Origin of the sequence: Laceyella sediminis (assembly GCF_003003125.1) — a bacterium.
Taxonomy (GTDB): domain Bacteria; phylum Bacillota; class Bacilli; order Thermoactinomycetales; family Thermoactinomycetaceae; genus Laceyella; species Laceyella tengchongensis.
Genome location: NZ_PVTZ01000010.1, coordinates 39,208 through 54,028, shown reverse-complemented (window position 1 = coordinate 54,028; position 14,821 = coordinate 39,208). Strand labels below are relative to the sequence as shown.

Annotated in this window: 14 protein-coding genes; 9 read left to right on the top strand and 5 right to left on the bottom strand. The window is 51.0% G+C overall.

All coding sequences use genetic code 11. From position 1 onward, the window contains the following. Window positions 1-20: 20 nt before the first annotated feature. Window positions 21-698 carry a lipoyl(octanoyl) transferase LipB gene (gene lipB, locus CLV36_RS12330; protein WP_022736194.1) on the top strand — a complete coding sequence of 226 codons (678 nt, stop codon included), beginning with the start codon at window positions 21-23 and terminating at the stop codon, window positions 696-698. Window positions 699-757: 59 nt separating this feature from the next. Here the strand turns inward: lipB and CLV36_RS12325 are convergent, their stop codons facing one another. From CLV36_RS12325 to CLV36_RS18040, 3 genes are all read right to left on the bottom strand, one after another. Beyond that, window positions 758-1,945, bottom strand: a complete 1,188-nt coding sequence (locus CLV36_RS12325; RefSeq protein ID WP_022736195.1) for a hypothetical protein — start codon at window positions 1,943-1,945, stop codon at window positions 758-760. A 368-nt stretch (window positions 1,946-2,313) separates the two neighbouring features. Further along, the gene (locus tag CLV36_RS17360; RefSeq protein WP_022736197.1) at window positions 2,314-2,490 is read right to left on the bottom strand and encodes a hypothetical protein; all 177 of its coding nucleotides are present in this window, start codon (window positions 2,488-2,490) and stop codon (window positions 2,314-2,316) included. Window positions 2,491-2,593: 103 nt separating this feature from the next. After that, on the bottom strand, window positions 2,594-2,665 hold the full coding sequence (locus CLV36_RS18040; protein ID WP_425436580.1) for a hypothetical protein: 72 nt from the start codon (window positions 2,663-2,665) through the stop codon (window positions 2,594-2,596). A 173-nt stretch (window positions 2,666-2,838) separates the two neighbouring features. Here CLV36_RS18040 and CLV36_RS12320 point away from each other — a divergent pair, with 173 nt between their 5' ends. The 6 genes from CLV36_RS12320 to CLV36_RS12300 all read left to right on the top strand — a co-directional run bounded on the left by CLV36_RS12320 (window position 2,839) and on the right by CLV36_RS12300 (window position 8,562). Continuing rightward, window positions 2,839-4,464, top strand: a complete 1,626-nt coding sequence (locus CLV36_RS12320) for an acyl-CoA mutase large subunit family protein (RefSeq protein ID WP_022736198.1) — start codon at window positions 2,839-2,841, stop codon at window positions 4,462-4,464. A gap of 12 nt (window positions 4,465-4,476) precedes the next feature. After that, window positions 4,477-4,887 (top strand): cobalamin B12-binding domain-containing protein, encoded by a 411-nt coding sequence (locus CLV36_RS12315; protein ID WP_029071794.1) that lies wholly within the window; start codon window positions 4,477-4,479, stop codon window positions 4,885-4,887. Beyond that, complete coding sequence (mce, locus tag CLV36_RS12310; RefSeq protein WP_029071795.1) at window positions 4,884-5,306, top strand: methylmalonyl-CoA epimerase; 423 nt, start codon at window positions 4,884-4,886, stop codon at window positions 5,304-5,306. The genes CLV36_RS12315 and mce overlap by 4 nt, the downstream gene beginning before the upstream one ends. Window positions 5,307-5,325: 19 nt before the next feature. After that, on the top strand, window positions 5,326-6,870 hold the full coding sequence (locus tag CLV36_RS12305) for an acyl-CoA carboxylase subunit beta (RefSeq protein WP_029071796.1): 1,545 nt from the start codon (window positions 5,326-5,328) through the stop codon (window positions 6,868-6,870). A 156-nt stretch (window positions 6,871-7,026) separates the two neighbouring features. Further along, window positions 7,027-7,158, top strand: a complete 132-nt coding sequence (locus CLV36_RS17910) for a hypothetical protein (protein ID WP_022736200.1) — start codon at window positions 7,027-7,029, stop codon at window positions 7,156-7,158. 246 nt (window positions 7,159-7,404) lie between these two features. Further along, window positions 7,405-8,562: a M20/M25/M40 family metallo-hydrolase gene (locus CLV36_RS12300; protein ID WP_022736201.1), complete on the top strand. Its 1,158-nt coding sequence runs from the start codon at window positions 7,405-7,407 to the stop codon at window positions 8,560-8,562. Window positions 8,563-8,710: 148 nt separating this feature from the next. Here the strand turns inward: CLV36_RS12300 and CLV36_RS12295 are convergent, their stop codons facing one another. Beyond that, the gene (locus CLV36_RS12295) at window positions 8,711-9,541 is read right to left on the bottom strand and encodes an EcsC family protein (RefSeq protein WP_022736202.1); all 831 of its coding nucleotides are present in this window, start codon (window positions 9,539-9,541) and stop codon (window positions 8,711-8,713) included. 31 nt (window positions 9,542-9,572) lie between these two features. Beyond that, window positions 9,573-10,115, bottom strand: a complete 543-nt coding sequence (locus CLV36_RS12290) for a hypothetical protein (RefSeq protein WP_022736203.1) — start codon at window positions 10,113-10,115, stop codon at window positions 9,573-9,575. A gap of 480 nt (window positions 10,116-10,595) precedes the next feature. Here CLV36_RS12290 and CLV36_RS12285 point away from each other — a divergent pair, with 480 nt between their 5' ends. Together CLV36_RS12285 and CLV36_RS12280 are read left to right on the top strand one after the other, a co-directional pair. Beyond that, window positions 10,596-13,157, top strand: a complete 2,562-nt coding sequence (locus CLV36_RS12285) for a hypothetical protein (RefSeq protein WP_106342849.1) — start codon at window positions 10,596-10,598, stop codon at window positions 13,155-13,157. A gap of 22 nt (window positions 13,158-13,179) precedes the next feature. After that, the gene (locus CLV36_RS12280; protein ID WP_106342848.1) at window positions 13,180-14,814 is read left to right on the top strand and encodes an SWIM zinc finger family protein; all 1,635 of its coding nucleotides are present in this window, start codon (window positions 13,180-13,182) and stop codon (window positions 14,812-14,814) included. Window positions 14,815-14,821: the final 7 nt, after the last annotated feature.

Below are 14,821 nucleotides of genomic sequence, written 5' to 3'. Positions count from 1 at the left end.
TCAGGGGATGCCTTTTCGATATGGAGAAGGTGACACAGATGGACTTTGCGGTGCAACGGTTAGGCATGTTTCCATACATGGAGGCCTGGGACAAACAGAAAGAACTCGTGCAAGCGATTGATCAGGGGCGACTAGGCAACCAATTGCTATTGTTGGAACACCCTCATACCATCACGCTGGGACGCGGTTCCCATCAGGAAAACATCATTTTTTCGCCTGATTATTACCAACAGCAAGGTGTTCAGTTGGTTGAAATTGACCGTGGCGGCGACGTGACTTACCACGGACCGGGCCAGTTGGTGGGTTATCCATTATTCCACTTGGGGGAACGTGGAAACAACGCCCATGGGTATTTGCGGGATCTAGAGGAAGTATTGATTCGTACCCTGAAGCGGTTCGGGATTGAAGCTGGACGGAAAGAAGCTTACACCGGTGCGTGGGTGGGGGATGTGAAAATCGCGGCGATCGGCGTCAAATTTAACCGAGGCCGCAACCGTCGCGGCTATATCACTAGCCATGGGTTTGCGTTAAACGTAAATACTGATTTACGTTATTTCCAGATGATTGTCCCGTGCGGAATTAAGGAGTATGGGGTAACTTCGATGCAGGAACAGTTGGGAAAACCCGTTGATATGAATGAAGTGATGGAGCAAGTCATCGCCTGCACGCACGAGGTGTTTGGCGATAAAATGAAATGATCGGAAGATGGTTGCACAGCAAGGAGCCTTCCGGCGCGCCGGAAGGCTCCTTGTCGTTGTTAAAGGACGCGTTTATGCTGAGGTTCTGGGAACCGGTAACGGCGCAATTGTGCTTGAACTTTGCTCCAGTAGCTCTGGAGTTGAGCCGGGAACGAGGCGTGAGTCAACTTGACGGAAGGCCCGGACAGTTTGGCGCAAGGGCAGGGCACATCGCCGTGGTATTTGTACACATACAGTTCGCTCCGCAAAGAAATCTCTTCCGCAGTCACGGTGACGCAAGTGGCCACAATCGCGACGGTTTGCGAGGTGAGCGGAAGAAGGTGCAATATGGCATCAGCAGGAGGGACAAAATCTTTCTCCAACCATGTTAGCTTGTTCAGCTCAATCCACTCCGCTTCTTTGTGTGCCAGCTGCTCTTTAAGTATCTCGATTTTCTCCTGAACAAAGCGTCGTTTCCGGGACAGGGACAAAATCTCGTGGGCGAAGGTGTGGAAAAAGGCTTGATCGCGCTCGTGACATGCGTTTTTACGCATACAGGTCAGACCCAATTTGGACCATAGCGACAGAGGGGTCTGTGGGTTCCACTTTCCTTTGGACGCTTTGTATTTGGCTTGTTGCTTTCGCCATTCACGTTCGGTGGAGGCACCCAATTTTTGCAATTGAGCCAATTTTCCTTTGAGAATGCGGATATCTTGGTTCAGGTCGGAAACGAGGGAACGCCAGCCGGTGGCATAGGTGTGCCGAACAAGTGAGTGGGTAAGCGGCTTATAAGGAGTGTGCCGCATCATCGCTTGCGTGATGGCATCCGGTTGGATGCGCGGCAAGGGCAATGGGATAGAGGGATTGCCACTTAACAATGTCAGTTGGTGCGGCAGGGAGTGGATATTCATCTGGCGTTGGTTTTCTTTCGTGTGCAGGTATCCACAACAAGCGATCCATCGCCCTTGCAATTGACGTATCGTGGTTTCGGCATGGGTGAAGCGGGAAAGAATAAGCTCGCAGGATTGGTTGGCGTGGTTTCCGGAAAGGGTGAGGCGGTGAGTGTTGCGAGTGTTGTAAATTCGGGTTACTTGTCCAATCAAGGTGATGAGCTGGCCGGAAGTGGCAGGAAGATTGGGGTTGTCCATCCTATGGATGAAACGATGGAGGGGGATGCTAGTCCCGTCTGCGCATGTGATTTGATAAGCCGTCGTTTCTTTGAACATGTGGAGCTTCGTCCTGGTAAACACGGCTTGAAGCCAAGCCATCCATCGGATTTGTTCCTCCCTTTGCCAAGTATAACTCCCATCGGGTCTCCACTCGTTTTGCGATGCGGGCACAGTCAAGAGAAAGGAATGCTTACCGTTTGGTATGAAAAGCCGACGGTTAGCTTCTTTGACTGGATGCTTGCGATGAGCCCTTGCGGGGATCCGGGGACTGGGCGGCACGCTACGGCCTCTTTTTTGTTTCGGACTCCTCCGGCGGTAAAAGAAAGAATCCAAGCAGGATATCCCCCTTCCGCGAAATAGTCTGAATAAACCGTTCCCAAATATTATTATAAATGAAAATCAGAAAACCGTAGCCCCTTTTTGAAGAAAAAAGCCCCCAATAGATGGGAGCTTGGCATATGTAGGGATTACTGAATGCCTACAAACAAGTCATACAGGGACAGCAGGGTGACACCAACCAAAGCGAGTGTGAAGACGCCCCCGATAATAACCCCTGGTTTGTTGCCGATCTTTTTATTGTCTATGACACCGCGGATCGACAGGATCGAAATGATGACAAGAAGAGGTACCATGAAGTATTCCATTGCATTTTCACCTGCCTTCTGTTGTTTGCGCTTGGGCTTTCGCGCTCATCAGTACATAGTATAATCGATTCATTTCGTGATTAACATACGCACCCTTTATGAATTATAGAAAGAGATAGGCTCCGGTGGCAAGGGTTGAAACGAGAAGCGAGAGAACAAGCACATATACTGTCACTTTGATCCATTTTGGCTTCACGATTGATTCACCTCACAACATCCTATTGTATCCAACCTTTGGGATAAAGTCCATGAAATCGCCTCTTTGCGAAAACTTCGTTCAAACAAACGTAATATTTGATATATTAAGAAGTGAAAGCGTTTTATTATGATGAGGGGGATAGCATTCATATGGAAAATAAAAGCGCAAAAAGTCGATGGGAAGAAAAAACCGTTCGTTGGTTAGAGAAAGCGCCAGAACGCAAGCAAACATTCACCACCCTCTCTGGCATTGAAGTGGAACGCTTATACACCGAACACGAAGCGCGGGAAGAGTGGCCCGGTGAATTCCCTTATACGCGCGGGATACACCCGACCATGTACCGCAGCCGCCTTTGGACGATGCGCCAGTACGCCGGGTTCGGATCAGCCAAAGAAACAAATGAGCGGTTTCGATATCTGTTGCAACAGGGGCAATCGGGTTTGAGCGTTGCTTTTGATCTTCCGACCCAAATTGGCTATGACTCTGATGATCCCATGGCGATGGGAGAAGTGGGGAAAGTAGGGGTAGCGATCGATTCCCTCCAGGACATGGAACAATTGTTTGCGGGGATTCCCTTGGATCAAGTTAGCACGTCGATGACCATCAATGCCCCGGCAGCGATTTTGTTAGCGATGGTGATTGCCGTTGGCGAAAAGCAAGGCGTTAGGCCGGAGCAGTTGCGCGGCACCATTCAAAACGACATCCTCAAAGAGTACATTGCGCGGGGCACCTACATTTTTCCGCCCCAACCGTCGATGCGTCTGATCACTGACATTTTTCAGTATTGTGCGGAACATGTACCCAAGTGGAACACGATCAGCATCAGCGGCTACCACATTCGCGAAGCTGGCTCCACCGCCGTGCAAGAAGTCGCTTTCACTTTGGCCAACGGTATTCAATATGTGGAAGCGGCACTGGAGGCGGGCTTGGAAGTAGATCAATTTGCGCCGCGACTCTCTTTTTTCTTCAACGCACACAATCACTTTTTTGAAGAGATCGCCAAATTCCGCGCCGCAAGAAGGTTATGGGCTAAAATCATGAAACATCGTTTCCATGCGTCGAACGAGCGCTCGTTACAGCTTCGTTTCCATACCCAGACGGGTGGGTCGACATTGACCGCGCAACAGCCGGACAACAACATTGTGCGGGTCACCTTGCAAGCGTTGGCGGCAGTGCTTGGGGGAACACAGAGTTTGCACACCAACGCGCGGGATGAAGCTTTGGCTTTGCCCACGGAAGAGTCGGCGCGGATCGCCCTGCGCACGCAACAGATTATCGCTTACGAAAGCGGCGTGGCTGACACAGTGGACCCGTTGGGCGGTTCCCACTACATCGAGACGCTGACAGACCAGATCGAGCAAGAGGCTGAAGCGCTAATCAAGCGGATTGATGAGTTGGGGGGAGCTGTGCATGCCGTGGAGCAAGGGTTTATGCAACGGGAAATTCGCCGGGTAGCGCTGGAAACACAGCGGAAAATCGAGCGCGGTGAAGAAGTGGTGGTGGGGGTGAACAAGTTCACCTTGGAGAATGAAACGCAACCGCCACTCTTGCGGGTCAACCCGGCCTTTGCCAAAGAACAGATCGCGGCGTTGAAAGAATTGCGGGCGACGCGAAATCAAGAAGCGGTGAATCAGGCGTTGGCGCGGCTCAAACAGGCTGCGGCGGGAACGGAAAATGTGATGCCTAGCATACTGGAGGCAGTCAAAGCGTATGCCACAGTGGGTGAAATCTGCAACGCATTGAGAGCGGTGTTTGGTGAATATAAACCAGTCTAGGGGGAAACGGACATGAATCGACCAATTCGCGTACTCATAGCCAAGCCTGGCTTGGACGGGCATGATCGCGGGGCGCTGATTATCGCCCAAGCTTTGCGGGATGAAGGGATGGAAGTGATTTACACCGGTTTGCGACAGACACCGGCGCAAATCGTCGCCACCGCGATTCAAGAAGACGTAGATGTGATCGGATTATCCTGTTTGTCTGGAGCCCATAATGAACTGTTTCCTGAAGTGGTGCGGTTGCTCAGGGAACAACAGGCCGACGACATAGTGGTTGTCGGGGGCGGAGTCATTCCGCAAGAAGATATTGCGTACCTGAAAGAGCAAGGTGTGGCCGAAGTGTTCACATCCGGCACAACAACGACAGAAACCGCTGAATTCATCCGGCGAGTGGTCAAGGAAAAGGGGGTTCAGGCATGAAGTGCCCCCCCAAAAAAATCAGTCATATCGGCATTGCGGTTTGGGATTTGCAAAAGGCGTGCGCTTGGTATCAAGAAGTATTGGGGTTAACTTTGGAAGGCACGGAGGAGGTGGAAAGTGAACAGGTGCGGGTCGGTTTCTTGCGCATCGGGGAAAGCCGGATTGAACTGCTTGAGCCGATGTCCGAAGAGAGTGCTATTCACAAATATCTGGTGCGGCACGGCGAGGGCATCCATCATCTTGCCCTTGAAGTGAGTGACATCAAAACCAGGTTGCGGGAAGTGGCCGAGCAAGGGGTTCGCCTGATCAATGAAGAACCCAAACCCGGTGCGCACCAGATGAACATCGCTTTTCTTCATCCAAAATCAACGGGCGGCGTATTGCTGGAATTGTGTGAAGCGCGGGAAAACGCAGAATGAGGATGTGACATAAATGGATATGTACAAGAAAATTGAAGAGATGGAAGCCAAACGGAGCAAAGTGGAGCTAGGCGGAGGAGAACTGCGGATTCGGTCGCAACACAAGCGCGGGAAACTAACGGCTCGGGAACGGCTCGACCTTTTGCTGGACGAGGGTTCATTTGTTGAATTAAATGCGTTTGTGGAACACCGCGCCACGCACTTTGGCATGGAGCACACGGAAGCTCCCGGCGAAGGGGTGGTGACGGGCTACGGAAAGATCCACGGCCGGCTCGTGTATGTATTTGCCCAGGACTTCACCGTGTTTGGTGGGGCGCTGGGAGAAATGCATGCCTCGAAAATTGCCAAAGTGATGGATTTGGCGGCGAAAAACGGAGCGCCGATCATCGGCCTGAACGACTCGGGAGGAGCACGCATCCAAGAAGGCGTCGTATCGTTGGATGGCTATGGACATATCTTCTATCGGAACTCGATTTATTCTGGCGTGATTCCTCAGATTTCAGTGATCTTGGGGCCATGTGCGGGCGGTGCGGTCTATTCCCCCGCGATCACCGACTTTGTGTTTATGGTAGAGGATACGAGCCAGATGTTTATCACCGGTCCCAAGGTGATCGAGGCTGTCACCAAGGAGAAGATCACGGCGGAAGAATTGGGTGGAGCAAAAATGCACGCTACTACGAGCGGCAATGTCCATTTCACTGCGCCTACGGAAGCGGAAGTGCTGGAGGAAGTGCGGCGGCTGTGCACTTATCTGCCACAGAGCAATCGGGAAAATCCACCTCGTCGGGAGTGGGAGGAACAAGGAGATGACTGGGTAGAAGCGCTGGCCGACAAAGTGCCGGTGGAAGGAACGCGCGTTTATGATGTGCGGGAAGTGATTCAAGCGGTGGTGGATCAAGGAGATTTTATGGAAGTGCATCGCCATTTCGCCCGTAACATCGTCGTCGGTTTCGGTCGGATCGCGGGACGTACCGTGGGCCTTGTTGCCAATCAGCCGAAAGTGATGGCAGGAAGTTTGGATATTGATTCGTCGGATAAGCTGAGCCGCTTTATCCGTTTTTGCGATTGCTTCAACATCCCGTTAATCACGTTTGTCGATGTCACGGGCTTTTTCCCAGGTGTAAATCAGGAGCACCATGGCATCATCCGGCACGGTGCCAAGATCTTGTACGCATATTCGGAGGCAACTGTACCCAAGATTACAGTGATTCTGCGCAAAGCATTTGGCGGCGCTTATGTGGCGCTGAACAGCAAAGCGATTGGGGCTGATCTGGTATACGCTTGGCCCTGCGCCGAAATTGCGGTGATGGGCGCGGAAGGCGCGGCCAATATCATTTTCCAACGTGAGATTGCGGACAGTGAACAGCCGGAAGAGACCAGACAGCGGCGGATCGCGGAATATCGCGAAAAGTTCTCCAACCCCTATGTGGCCGCGGCGCATGGCATGGTGGATGATGTGATCGATCCACGTGCCACCAGGCAAAAACTGATCAGCGCTCTGGAGATGCTGGAACAAAAAAAGGAAAGCCGTCCCGCTAAAAAGCATGGAAACATCCCCTTGTGATAGGGATGAGAAGCACTGGCGAGGCCGTCTCTGGCCCGGTGCTTTTTCTATTGTATGTGAATAAAAAAAATTAAATTGGACATAATAGGGGCAAAGCCAGTTTTCCCATGATGTGGCAATCTTCTAACTACCGGAGTGGAGGAAAATAGCACTAGGGTGTGTCTGGAAAATCGAGTTGGTAGGGAAGAAGCGGCGCAAAAACCTTTTCTCGATGAGCGCCTCGTCACGCGTGAAGCGAATGAGAAAATGGTTTTGGAGCCGCTGGCCTATGCATCAGACACACTCTAGAAAATTGTTTCATTTATATATAGAATGAGTGATGGGGAGTTGCTGAAAAATTTCGGATTACAAAGCGAACAACTGGCAAAAAAATGGCAAATTTTATAGCTTTGTACAGGCTTTTTTCGCCAAACCGCTGTCAATAACCAAAGATCCACGTTTTTTGCCTGATTTTAGGTCTTTGGCTGCCAACAAGTTGAATTGAGTCATGGTAAAATAGGTAGTAATTTTATCGGGTGATTGGAGGAGTAACGCGTGGTAGACCAACAGCGTTTAATCGATGAATTTATAGAATTAGTAAAAACGGATAGTGAGACAGGTGACGAAAGAGCCATTTGTGACCTTCTGACCCAAAAACTGACGGAGTTGGGGTTGGATGTGGTTGAGGATGGCTCTGCTCAATTGACGGGACATGGCGCGGGCAATTTGGTGGCGACACTGAAAGGAACGGTTCCGGGGGCACCTAAGATCTATTTTACCTGCCATATGGACACCGTCGCTCCGGGCAAAGGGATCAAGCCGCAAATCAACGGCGATGTGATTGAGTCGGACGGCACCACCATCCTTGGTGCGGATGATAAAGCTGGCTTGGCCGCCCTTTTGGAGGGAATCCGCCTGTTGAAAGAAAAAGGGCTTCCTCACGGACAAATCCAATTGCTCATCACTGCCGGAGAAGAATCTGGCTTGATTGGATCGCGCCATCTGGATATGTCTCTGGTAGACGCCGATTTCGGGTTTGCCATGGATTCCGATGGAGAGGTGGGCGAAATCATCACGTCGGCTCCGTCGCAAGTAAAAGTGCTGGCAACCATTTATGGCAAAGCAGCGCATGCAGGTGTGAACCCTGAAGATGGGATTAGTGCCATCCAAGTAGCGAGTCGGGCCATCTCCAAAATGCGCTTGGGGCGGATTGACGAAGAGACGACGGCCAACATCGGTCGCTTCCAAGGGGGCACTGCTTCCAACGTGATTCCGGAGCGGGTCGAAATCTTAGCTGAAGCGCGCAGCCGCAATCCGGAGAAATTGCGCCGGCAAGTGGACAGCATGGTACAAGCATTTCATGAAGCGGCTGAGGAATTCAACGCCAAAGCCGAAGTGGAAACACGTACCTTGTACCCTTCATTCCACTTCTCCGAAGAGGATCTGGTTGTGCAAAAAGCCAAAGAAGCAGTTATGCGCATTGGTCGCACGCCCCGCATTGGCGCCAGCGGTGGCGGAAGCGATGCTAACGTGATCGCCGGGCACGGCATTCCCACAGTAAATTTGGGCATCGGTTATCAGAACATCCACACCACCAGCGAGCAGATGCCGATCAAAGAGTTGGTGAAAGCGGCGGAGTTGGTGGTGGCTCTGATCGAAGAATCGGCGAAGGTAGAAGTGGCTGCTACGGGTAGCGGTTCTTTGGGGAAATAGGTTGTAGCCTATTTTTGACGCAATCATTATTCTGGATGGTTGGGTTGAAAAATATTCCCTGTCTGTTGAAAAAACGAAGTGGCCATTAAATGGCCCAATCTCAGTCACGTGAACAAAAAACGGTCTCCCGTCGGAGGCCGTTTGCTTTTTATATATTGTATTTTGCCAATCCATCATCGTTGTCCATGCGGGCTAATTTTTCCAAGACCCGGCGTTTGCGGTAGAGCATTTGTCCTGCTTCCGCCACTTCATCGATGGTGGAACGGTTGATGTAGGCGCCGAAGATGATTCCTACGACAGGAACGAGCTGGAACAGTTTTTTCCATCCATAGTTGTCCCGGTAAGTATAGATCACTTCGCGCCACCCCTCCAATTTGGAGATGGATTCGCCAACTTGTGCTGTTTCGGCCGCCGCTAATTCTTTGATGATGGCTTGCTTGCCGACGAAGTCACTGGAAGCGAATTGCAGGCATTTGACGATGAAAATGCGCTCATGTTTGTCCTTGGGATTGTAGCCATAACTTAGCGCCATCTCTTGCAGAACCTTCAGTGAAAGGCCCAAGAGAGCGGGAATGTCAATCGCTAGGGTGAATACTCCGCCAAAGCCCGTTGTCGCTCCTTGCATGGTGGCGAATTGCTTGCGTGATTCTTTCAATTCCTCCGCCACTTTATCCATCGTGTGAAGCGGAAGAGCTGGCACTTTATCCAATGTAAGGTAATCAGGACGAAGTTGGGCTTCTTTGGCCAGTTGAGTAATGATTTCTTTTTCGCTGATCAAATACTGCCCGCCTGTTTGGATGTAGCCTCCCAATTCATCGAGAATTTTGCCTAGCCATTCATGCACGATGTTGGGAGTGATACGGTCGAGCAGAGTGAAGGGAATTCTGCCTAACTTTTCCCAAAACCACAAATCCTTCTGATCTTGTTCCCATTTTTCTATTTCTTTTAATGCTTCCAATAGCATTTCCCGGTTTTCCATAATGCTTCCATCCCTCATTCACTAATCTTGGTTACCGTCGAAAAGTCTCCTTGTTGCTGCCAACCACATGGAGCGCGGCTTGGTAGGCCGCGATGATTCGGTCCAATTGGGCTCGCTCCGTAAGGGTGAGGCGTGTCCGGTTCTGTGCCAAGTAAGTTTGCAAGCTGTCGAACCGTTGGGTGAGATGATCATATTCCAACTTGATTAGCCCTTCTACCAGGGAAGGCTCCTGCTCACTCACCTCGGTGTGTGCCGGGAGCGGTTTATAATGTTTGATTTTCACCATGGAGCGATAGTGCACTCCGTCTTTTCCTTTGAGTTGCCCCAAATGGGTCAATTCGATGAAATCGCGGTCTGCCAACCGAACCAAGGCACGCCGGATGGTCGATCGCGTCAGGTCGAGGTATTTTTCCAATTGCCGGTAGGAAATGATGCAGGCCCCTTTGGGAATGAGAACTTGGTACTCTGGATGAATCATTTCCTCCGGAGCCGCCAACCGGACCAATTCAAAATAGGTTTGCCTCTCACGTGGAGTGAGTTGGTCCAGCTTGGCCTGATAAGGCTGAACTTTCATGTTGTCACTCCCTTGATGTTATAAGCCGAATGGGTCGTAGGTGTGTCGATTTGGCGCAATCTGGGTTGCATCATCATTTTAACCCAGCGTAGGCGCTGGAGGAAGTGCCGGGATAGATGAAGGATTGTAAGGATTTGCATCGCTTAAATAATTTTGCATTGACATTTCAATTCTATTAATTCATAATACTATTTGTACATAAAATAAGACTTTGTCTAGCCAATTGCACAGTGATACGCTGTGCGGGACATGATGGCAAACAATCATCACCCGGCTCCGCGTTACTTAGTCAGCCCTAGTGCACCCCTTAGTGCGTTAGGTTCTGCCTAAGCAGGCGTAGCCGGACCTAACGACTAAGGGGTGCACTAGGGCTTTTTCAGTGCAAACCCAGATCCGAAGACTGTTAGTAGACAAAGTGATTCATGCCTGACTCGGGTAGTGTCCGAGTCGGGCATTCTTTTTACTTAAGGAGGATGGGGAATGGCTGACCAGGAGAAAAAGAATTTGATGTTAGCCCAAGCAGAGCGAGAATTTGCAACCCATTACACTTGGTGGGAAAAAGAAGAACCCAAGGCCCCGCTACCCGCAAGAATCCAAGCGATGCTGAACCGGAATGATCCGGCGGTGATTGATGAACTGCTTAAGTTCGCTTTTCTGTTGAATGGAGAGGTGCAAGTTTGGGATTACAACAAAGGAGGTTGGCAAAAGCTCAGTTTGCCAGAAGAAGATATGGCACAGCTTGATCCGCAAGACGGCTCTTGGTTGTGGACGTTGTACGTATCGGGGCATCCCCTGGCACGGAAAGCAGTGCGCAAACTATTGAGTTATCAGTCCGATATCTATGATCTGCAACGTCGATTTTTTGAATTTCAGAGACATATGATCTCCAGCAAATTGCAGGTGAAATGGCGTGGGGGTAGACGGAATGCGCTCATACCATTTGATGCTGTGTATTTCCGCTATGTAAAAGCGATCTTCAAGCTGGCAGAAAAAAAGGGAGACGCCGAAACGTGGGCGATCCTCGCTCATCGCTTTGACCTGGAGCGAAAAGGGAATAACCGGCTTCAAACCGCCTCTGGACAAGAAGTGGAGATTTACTCCGACAAAACGCATTATTACTTGCGGCGCCGTTGCTGGCGTTATTTGCGGGAACTGGGGAAAGCGGGGAATCCGGCGTACATCCGTTTTGCCGTGGAAACGTTGTTGCAATATGAAGAACTCGATTCGCGGTATGTGTCAAAATACGAAAACGGTGAGTGGTTGTACGGCAAAAAGTACGATCATCTTTGGCTGTTCAACCATCTGCTGTTTCACCGTAGCCAAACGTTTAAGCCGAAGCGGTTGCAGTGGGAGGGGGTGTTTGTGCCGATCGACGGGCTCGATCGCAGGGAAGAAGCGTTTCCCGACCTATGGGATCAACACGCGGACGAATTGTGGCGGTTATTCACAAAAGCCTCGTCAGGCACAGTGATCAGCTTTGCTTGGACTGCGCTCCGGCATGGAAATCGGGATTATCTGAATCGGGTGCCGCGTGAAAAATGGATGAATCTTTTGGATGATGAGCATGACCAACGCAACAGAGCCGCACTGGCATGGATATTGGAGAACTATATCTTGGCGGGCAACGGCAAGGCGGATCTTGCCTTGCTGGAGAAACTGTTGTTCCATATAGATCAAACCGTGCGTACAAAAGCGGCGGATTGGTTTGGGAAGCATGCACAGCAACTGCCTCGCGAGTTTAACCTGAAAATTACACGGCGGATCATCGACATCATTAAAGATGGAAGCGATTATTGGCTGGCCACGGGTTGTATCGATTTATTGCGGAGCCATTGCCGGCCCTTTGTGAGTGAATTTGCGAACATGGCTTTGATCAAGGAGTTGCTTAAAAGCGGTAACCGCTGGTATTACTCCTATGGAGCGAGGGAATCACTGTTGGCGATATTGTTGGAAGAGTTGGATGTGGAACAACAGGGGGTCACAGGTGCCGAGTTGCTCCCACTCCTTAGTTCTGCCAATAATGAAGTGCAACAGCAAACAGAGGTGCTGTTTGAGAAGCATTTCGAAAAGCTGAAGCTGGATTTGGATTTTTTGCTCGCCTTGATCAAAACACCGAACAGCCGAGTGCAAGCGTTTACTACTCGCTTTTTGTCGGATCGTTTGCTTTGGGTCGTACCTTTTTATCCCGCTCTTTTGCCTCGCTTGTGGGAAATGATGCTGGATGAAAATGAAAATGCGCTGGTGCGTAATTATATCCGTGACGTGTTGCTAGGGAAATTGTTCTTTGAGGAATTACGGGAGACCCCAATCAGCCAAGTGCTTGCTTTGTTACAGCATCAAGAGCATGCTATGCAGGCTTTCGGTGCGCAACTGCTGGCTCTGATTGAACCGAAACCGCACGATTTCACATTGCAACAACTGGTCGATCTCGCACATCGCCCCTTGGCAGAGATTCGTGCAGCAGCGCGGCAGATGTTGGAAAAATTGCGTTTGATTTGGTCTCCCGATTTGTTGGTCAATGTGATGGAGACCGATTGGGATGACACACGGGAATGGGCAATGCGTATCGTGACTGCTCTTCCCACTGACGAACAGACCCCGGAATTGATTTACGGCCTGTTGGATACCGCCCGCCGGGATATTCGCGCTTTGGCCATGGAGTTGATTGACCGCCATCTGACACGTCTCGACTTGACGGAACTGATGATGCGGGCCAGTGAAAGTCCGTATCTGGAGGTTCAGGAGTTCGCCTTAGCTCTTGGTGACCAGCTGACATGGACGGCTCAACGCATGACTGAGTTAGAGTTGTTTTTTCGGACTGTGTTTTTCCGTGTGCATCAGGGACGGCGTGCCAAAAACATGGCTTTCGCGCTGTTGGAGAGACTGGCATTGGAGAAACAGGAATGTGCAGAAGCGATGGTGCCTCTGTTGAATGACATGGTGCGCAATTTCGGGCGGCAGGATTTTGAACGGATCGTTCATCTGCTCACACAGATCCAAATGCGCTATCCACACATTCAGACACCGTTGACGTTGGAATAATTCACAGCAAGGAGGAGAACGCATGCAATTTCAACAGACCTATGCCAAAGCAAGCAACATCAGTCATGTAGGCGGTCGTACACTGGTTGACTTTGCCCCGGATCTGGGTCGAGAGCCTACGTTTTTCCAAGGCCGAATCAAAGATCCCATCCGCTACCGCGACGCCATGATTGCGCTGCGCGATGTCGTTGTTTCAGATTTGAATGTAAAACCGAAGGATCATCGAGCTTATCAAGAGTGGGTGCAACAACAGTATGTGTTGGACCTGATCGACACGATGGGTACAGAGTCGGGTGAAGCGGCGCGGATGCTGCTTATCCGTCAACGCATACAAGAATTGGATCGCATGCGCGCTAAACGCATGGGCCCTTATTACAAAGCGCGGGCCCGGTATTTCAATTGGTTGTACCATAACGATCCTGACGCTTGGTTTGTCCTCGATCCCGTCATCACCGTCGCGCCTGACCAAGTTTTCTTTGAAGCCTTTTCGTTGGACGAGTCTTCCTACGGACGGTTGGCGGTTCATTCCGAACTGTTTGACGATGTGAAGGATTTCGCCTATGGCACGACCAACATTGATTTTTCGGATGCGTTGCTCAATGAAATTCAACGCATCCGCTCATACCGTCCCACTGAATTTCAAGTGGATCCATCGGGCTTTGAAGTGGCGACGGAAGGACGGGAAGTGTACAAAGAGAAGAAAATCGATGTGCCTGTCAGCTGGATTCGCGGTTTTCTCCAAGTTCAATCAGCAATGACGATGCCGGCGGTCACCTTCGATGTGAAGCCGATCGATCTGTACAATCTCTGCACCTTTTTACGCCGGCACAAAGAACGGCACAGCCCGCGTTCGCTCAAGTTTCTGCTCAAGCCGGGTCAACCGGTGCAAGTGGTCATCGAACCGTGGAACGAAGTGATGACGTTTAGTGATTCCGTCTATCTGGGAGACACCGAGCAAGAGATTCGCACTTGGGGGCGCCGCCGCCTCTTCTTATTGGAACGGTTGCTGCCGCTGTCCCGCAAGATCACCGTCAACCTGTTGGGCACGGGATTGCCTAGTTTTTATGTGGCTGACTTGGGCAATCTCAGTTTCACATTGGGCTTGTCTGGTTGGACCCGCAACGACTGGGCCGGTGCCGGCAACTTCGATTTGCTGATCGGAAGTTCAGCGCAGGTGACGCCCGAAGAGAGCAAACAAGTTTTTTCCAAGATGAAATGGAAAAAGACGGCGACAGCAGAATCATTGGCAGAGTGGACTGGCTTGCCAGTGCCTACGGTGCAAGCGGCATTACGCCAGCTGTGTAGTGCCGGCAGGGTGATGTTCGATTTGGAAATCGGCCGTTACCGCCTGCGTGAATTGACGCGCGACCCCTTGCCAGTGGATCAGTTGCGGTACGCTAATCCGCGTGAGGAAAAAGCGAAGAAATTGGTGCAACAGGGACATGTGAGCCTCTCCCGCAAAGAAGCGTCGGCCAGCGGCGTAACGCTCTATGGTAGTGTCCGGACGAGCAACCGGTCGGTGGAACCCCAAGTGGTCCTCGATCATGACGGGCGGATCGAGCAAGGCGAATGCACGTGTTATTTCTACAAACAGAATAAGCTGATGCAAGGGCCGTGCGAGCACATGATGGCGCTTGTGGCCATAGCCCGCGACTGAGCAAGGA

Coding starts and splice junctions, on each gene's coding strand:
- lipB (WP_022736194.1), top strand. CDS start 21: ATGGAGAAGGTGACACAGATGGACTTTGCGGTGCAACGGTTAGGCATG.
- CLV36_RS12325 (WP_022736195.1), bottom strand. CDS start 1,945: ATGGCTTGGCTTCAAGCCGTGTTTACCAGGACGAAGCTCCACATGTTC.
- CLV36_RS17360 (WP_022736197.1), bottom strand. CDS start 2,490: ATGGAATACTTCATGGTACCTCTTCTTGTCATCATTTCGATCCTGTCG.
- CLV36_RS12320 (WP_022736198.1), top strand. CDS start 2,839: ATGGAAAATAAAAGCGCAAAAAGTCGATGGGAAGAAAAAACCGTTCGT.
- CLV36_RS12315 (WP_029071794.1), top strand. CDS start 4,477: ATGAATCGACCAATTCGCGTACTCATAGCCAAGCCTGGCTTGGACGGG.
- mce (WP_029071795.1), top strand. CDS start 4,884: ATGAAGTGCCCCCCCAAAAAAATCAGTCATATCGGCATTGCGGTTTGG.
- CLV36_RS12305 (WP_029071796.1), top strand. CDS start 5,326: ATGTACAAGAAAATTGAAGAGATGGAAGCCAAACGGAGCAAAGTGGAG.
- CLV36_RS12295 (WP_022736202.1), bottom strand. CDS start 9,541: ATGGAAAACCGGGAAATGCTATTGGAAGCATTAAAAGAAATAGAAAAA.
- CLV36_RS12290 (WP_022736203.1), bottom strand. CDS start 10,115: ATGAAAGTTCAGCCTTATCAGGCCAAGCTGGACCAACTCACTCCACGT.
- CLV36_RS12285 (WP_106342849.1), top strand. CDS start 10,596: ATGGCTGACCAGGAGAAAAAGAATTTGATGTTAGCCCAAGCAGAGCGA.
- CLV36_RS12280 (WP_106342848.1), top strand. CDS start 13,180: ATGCAATTTCAACAGACCTATGCCAAAGCAAGCAACATCAGTCATGTA.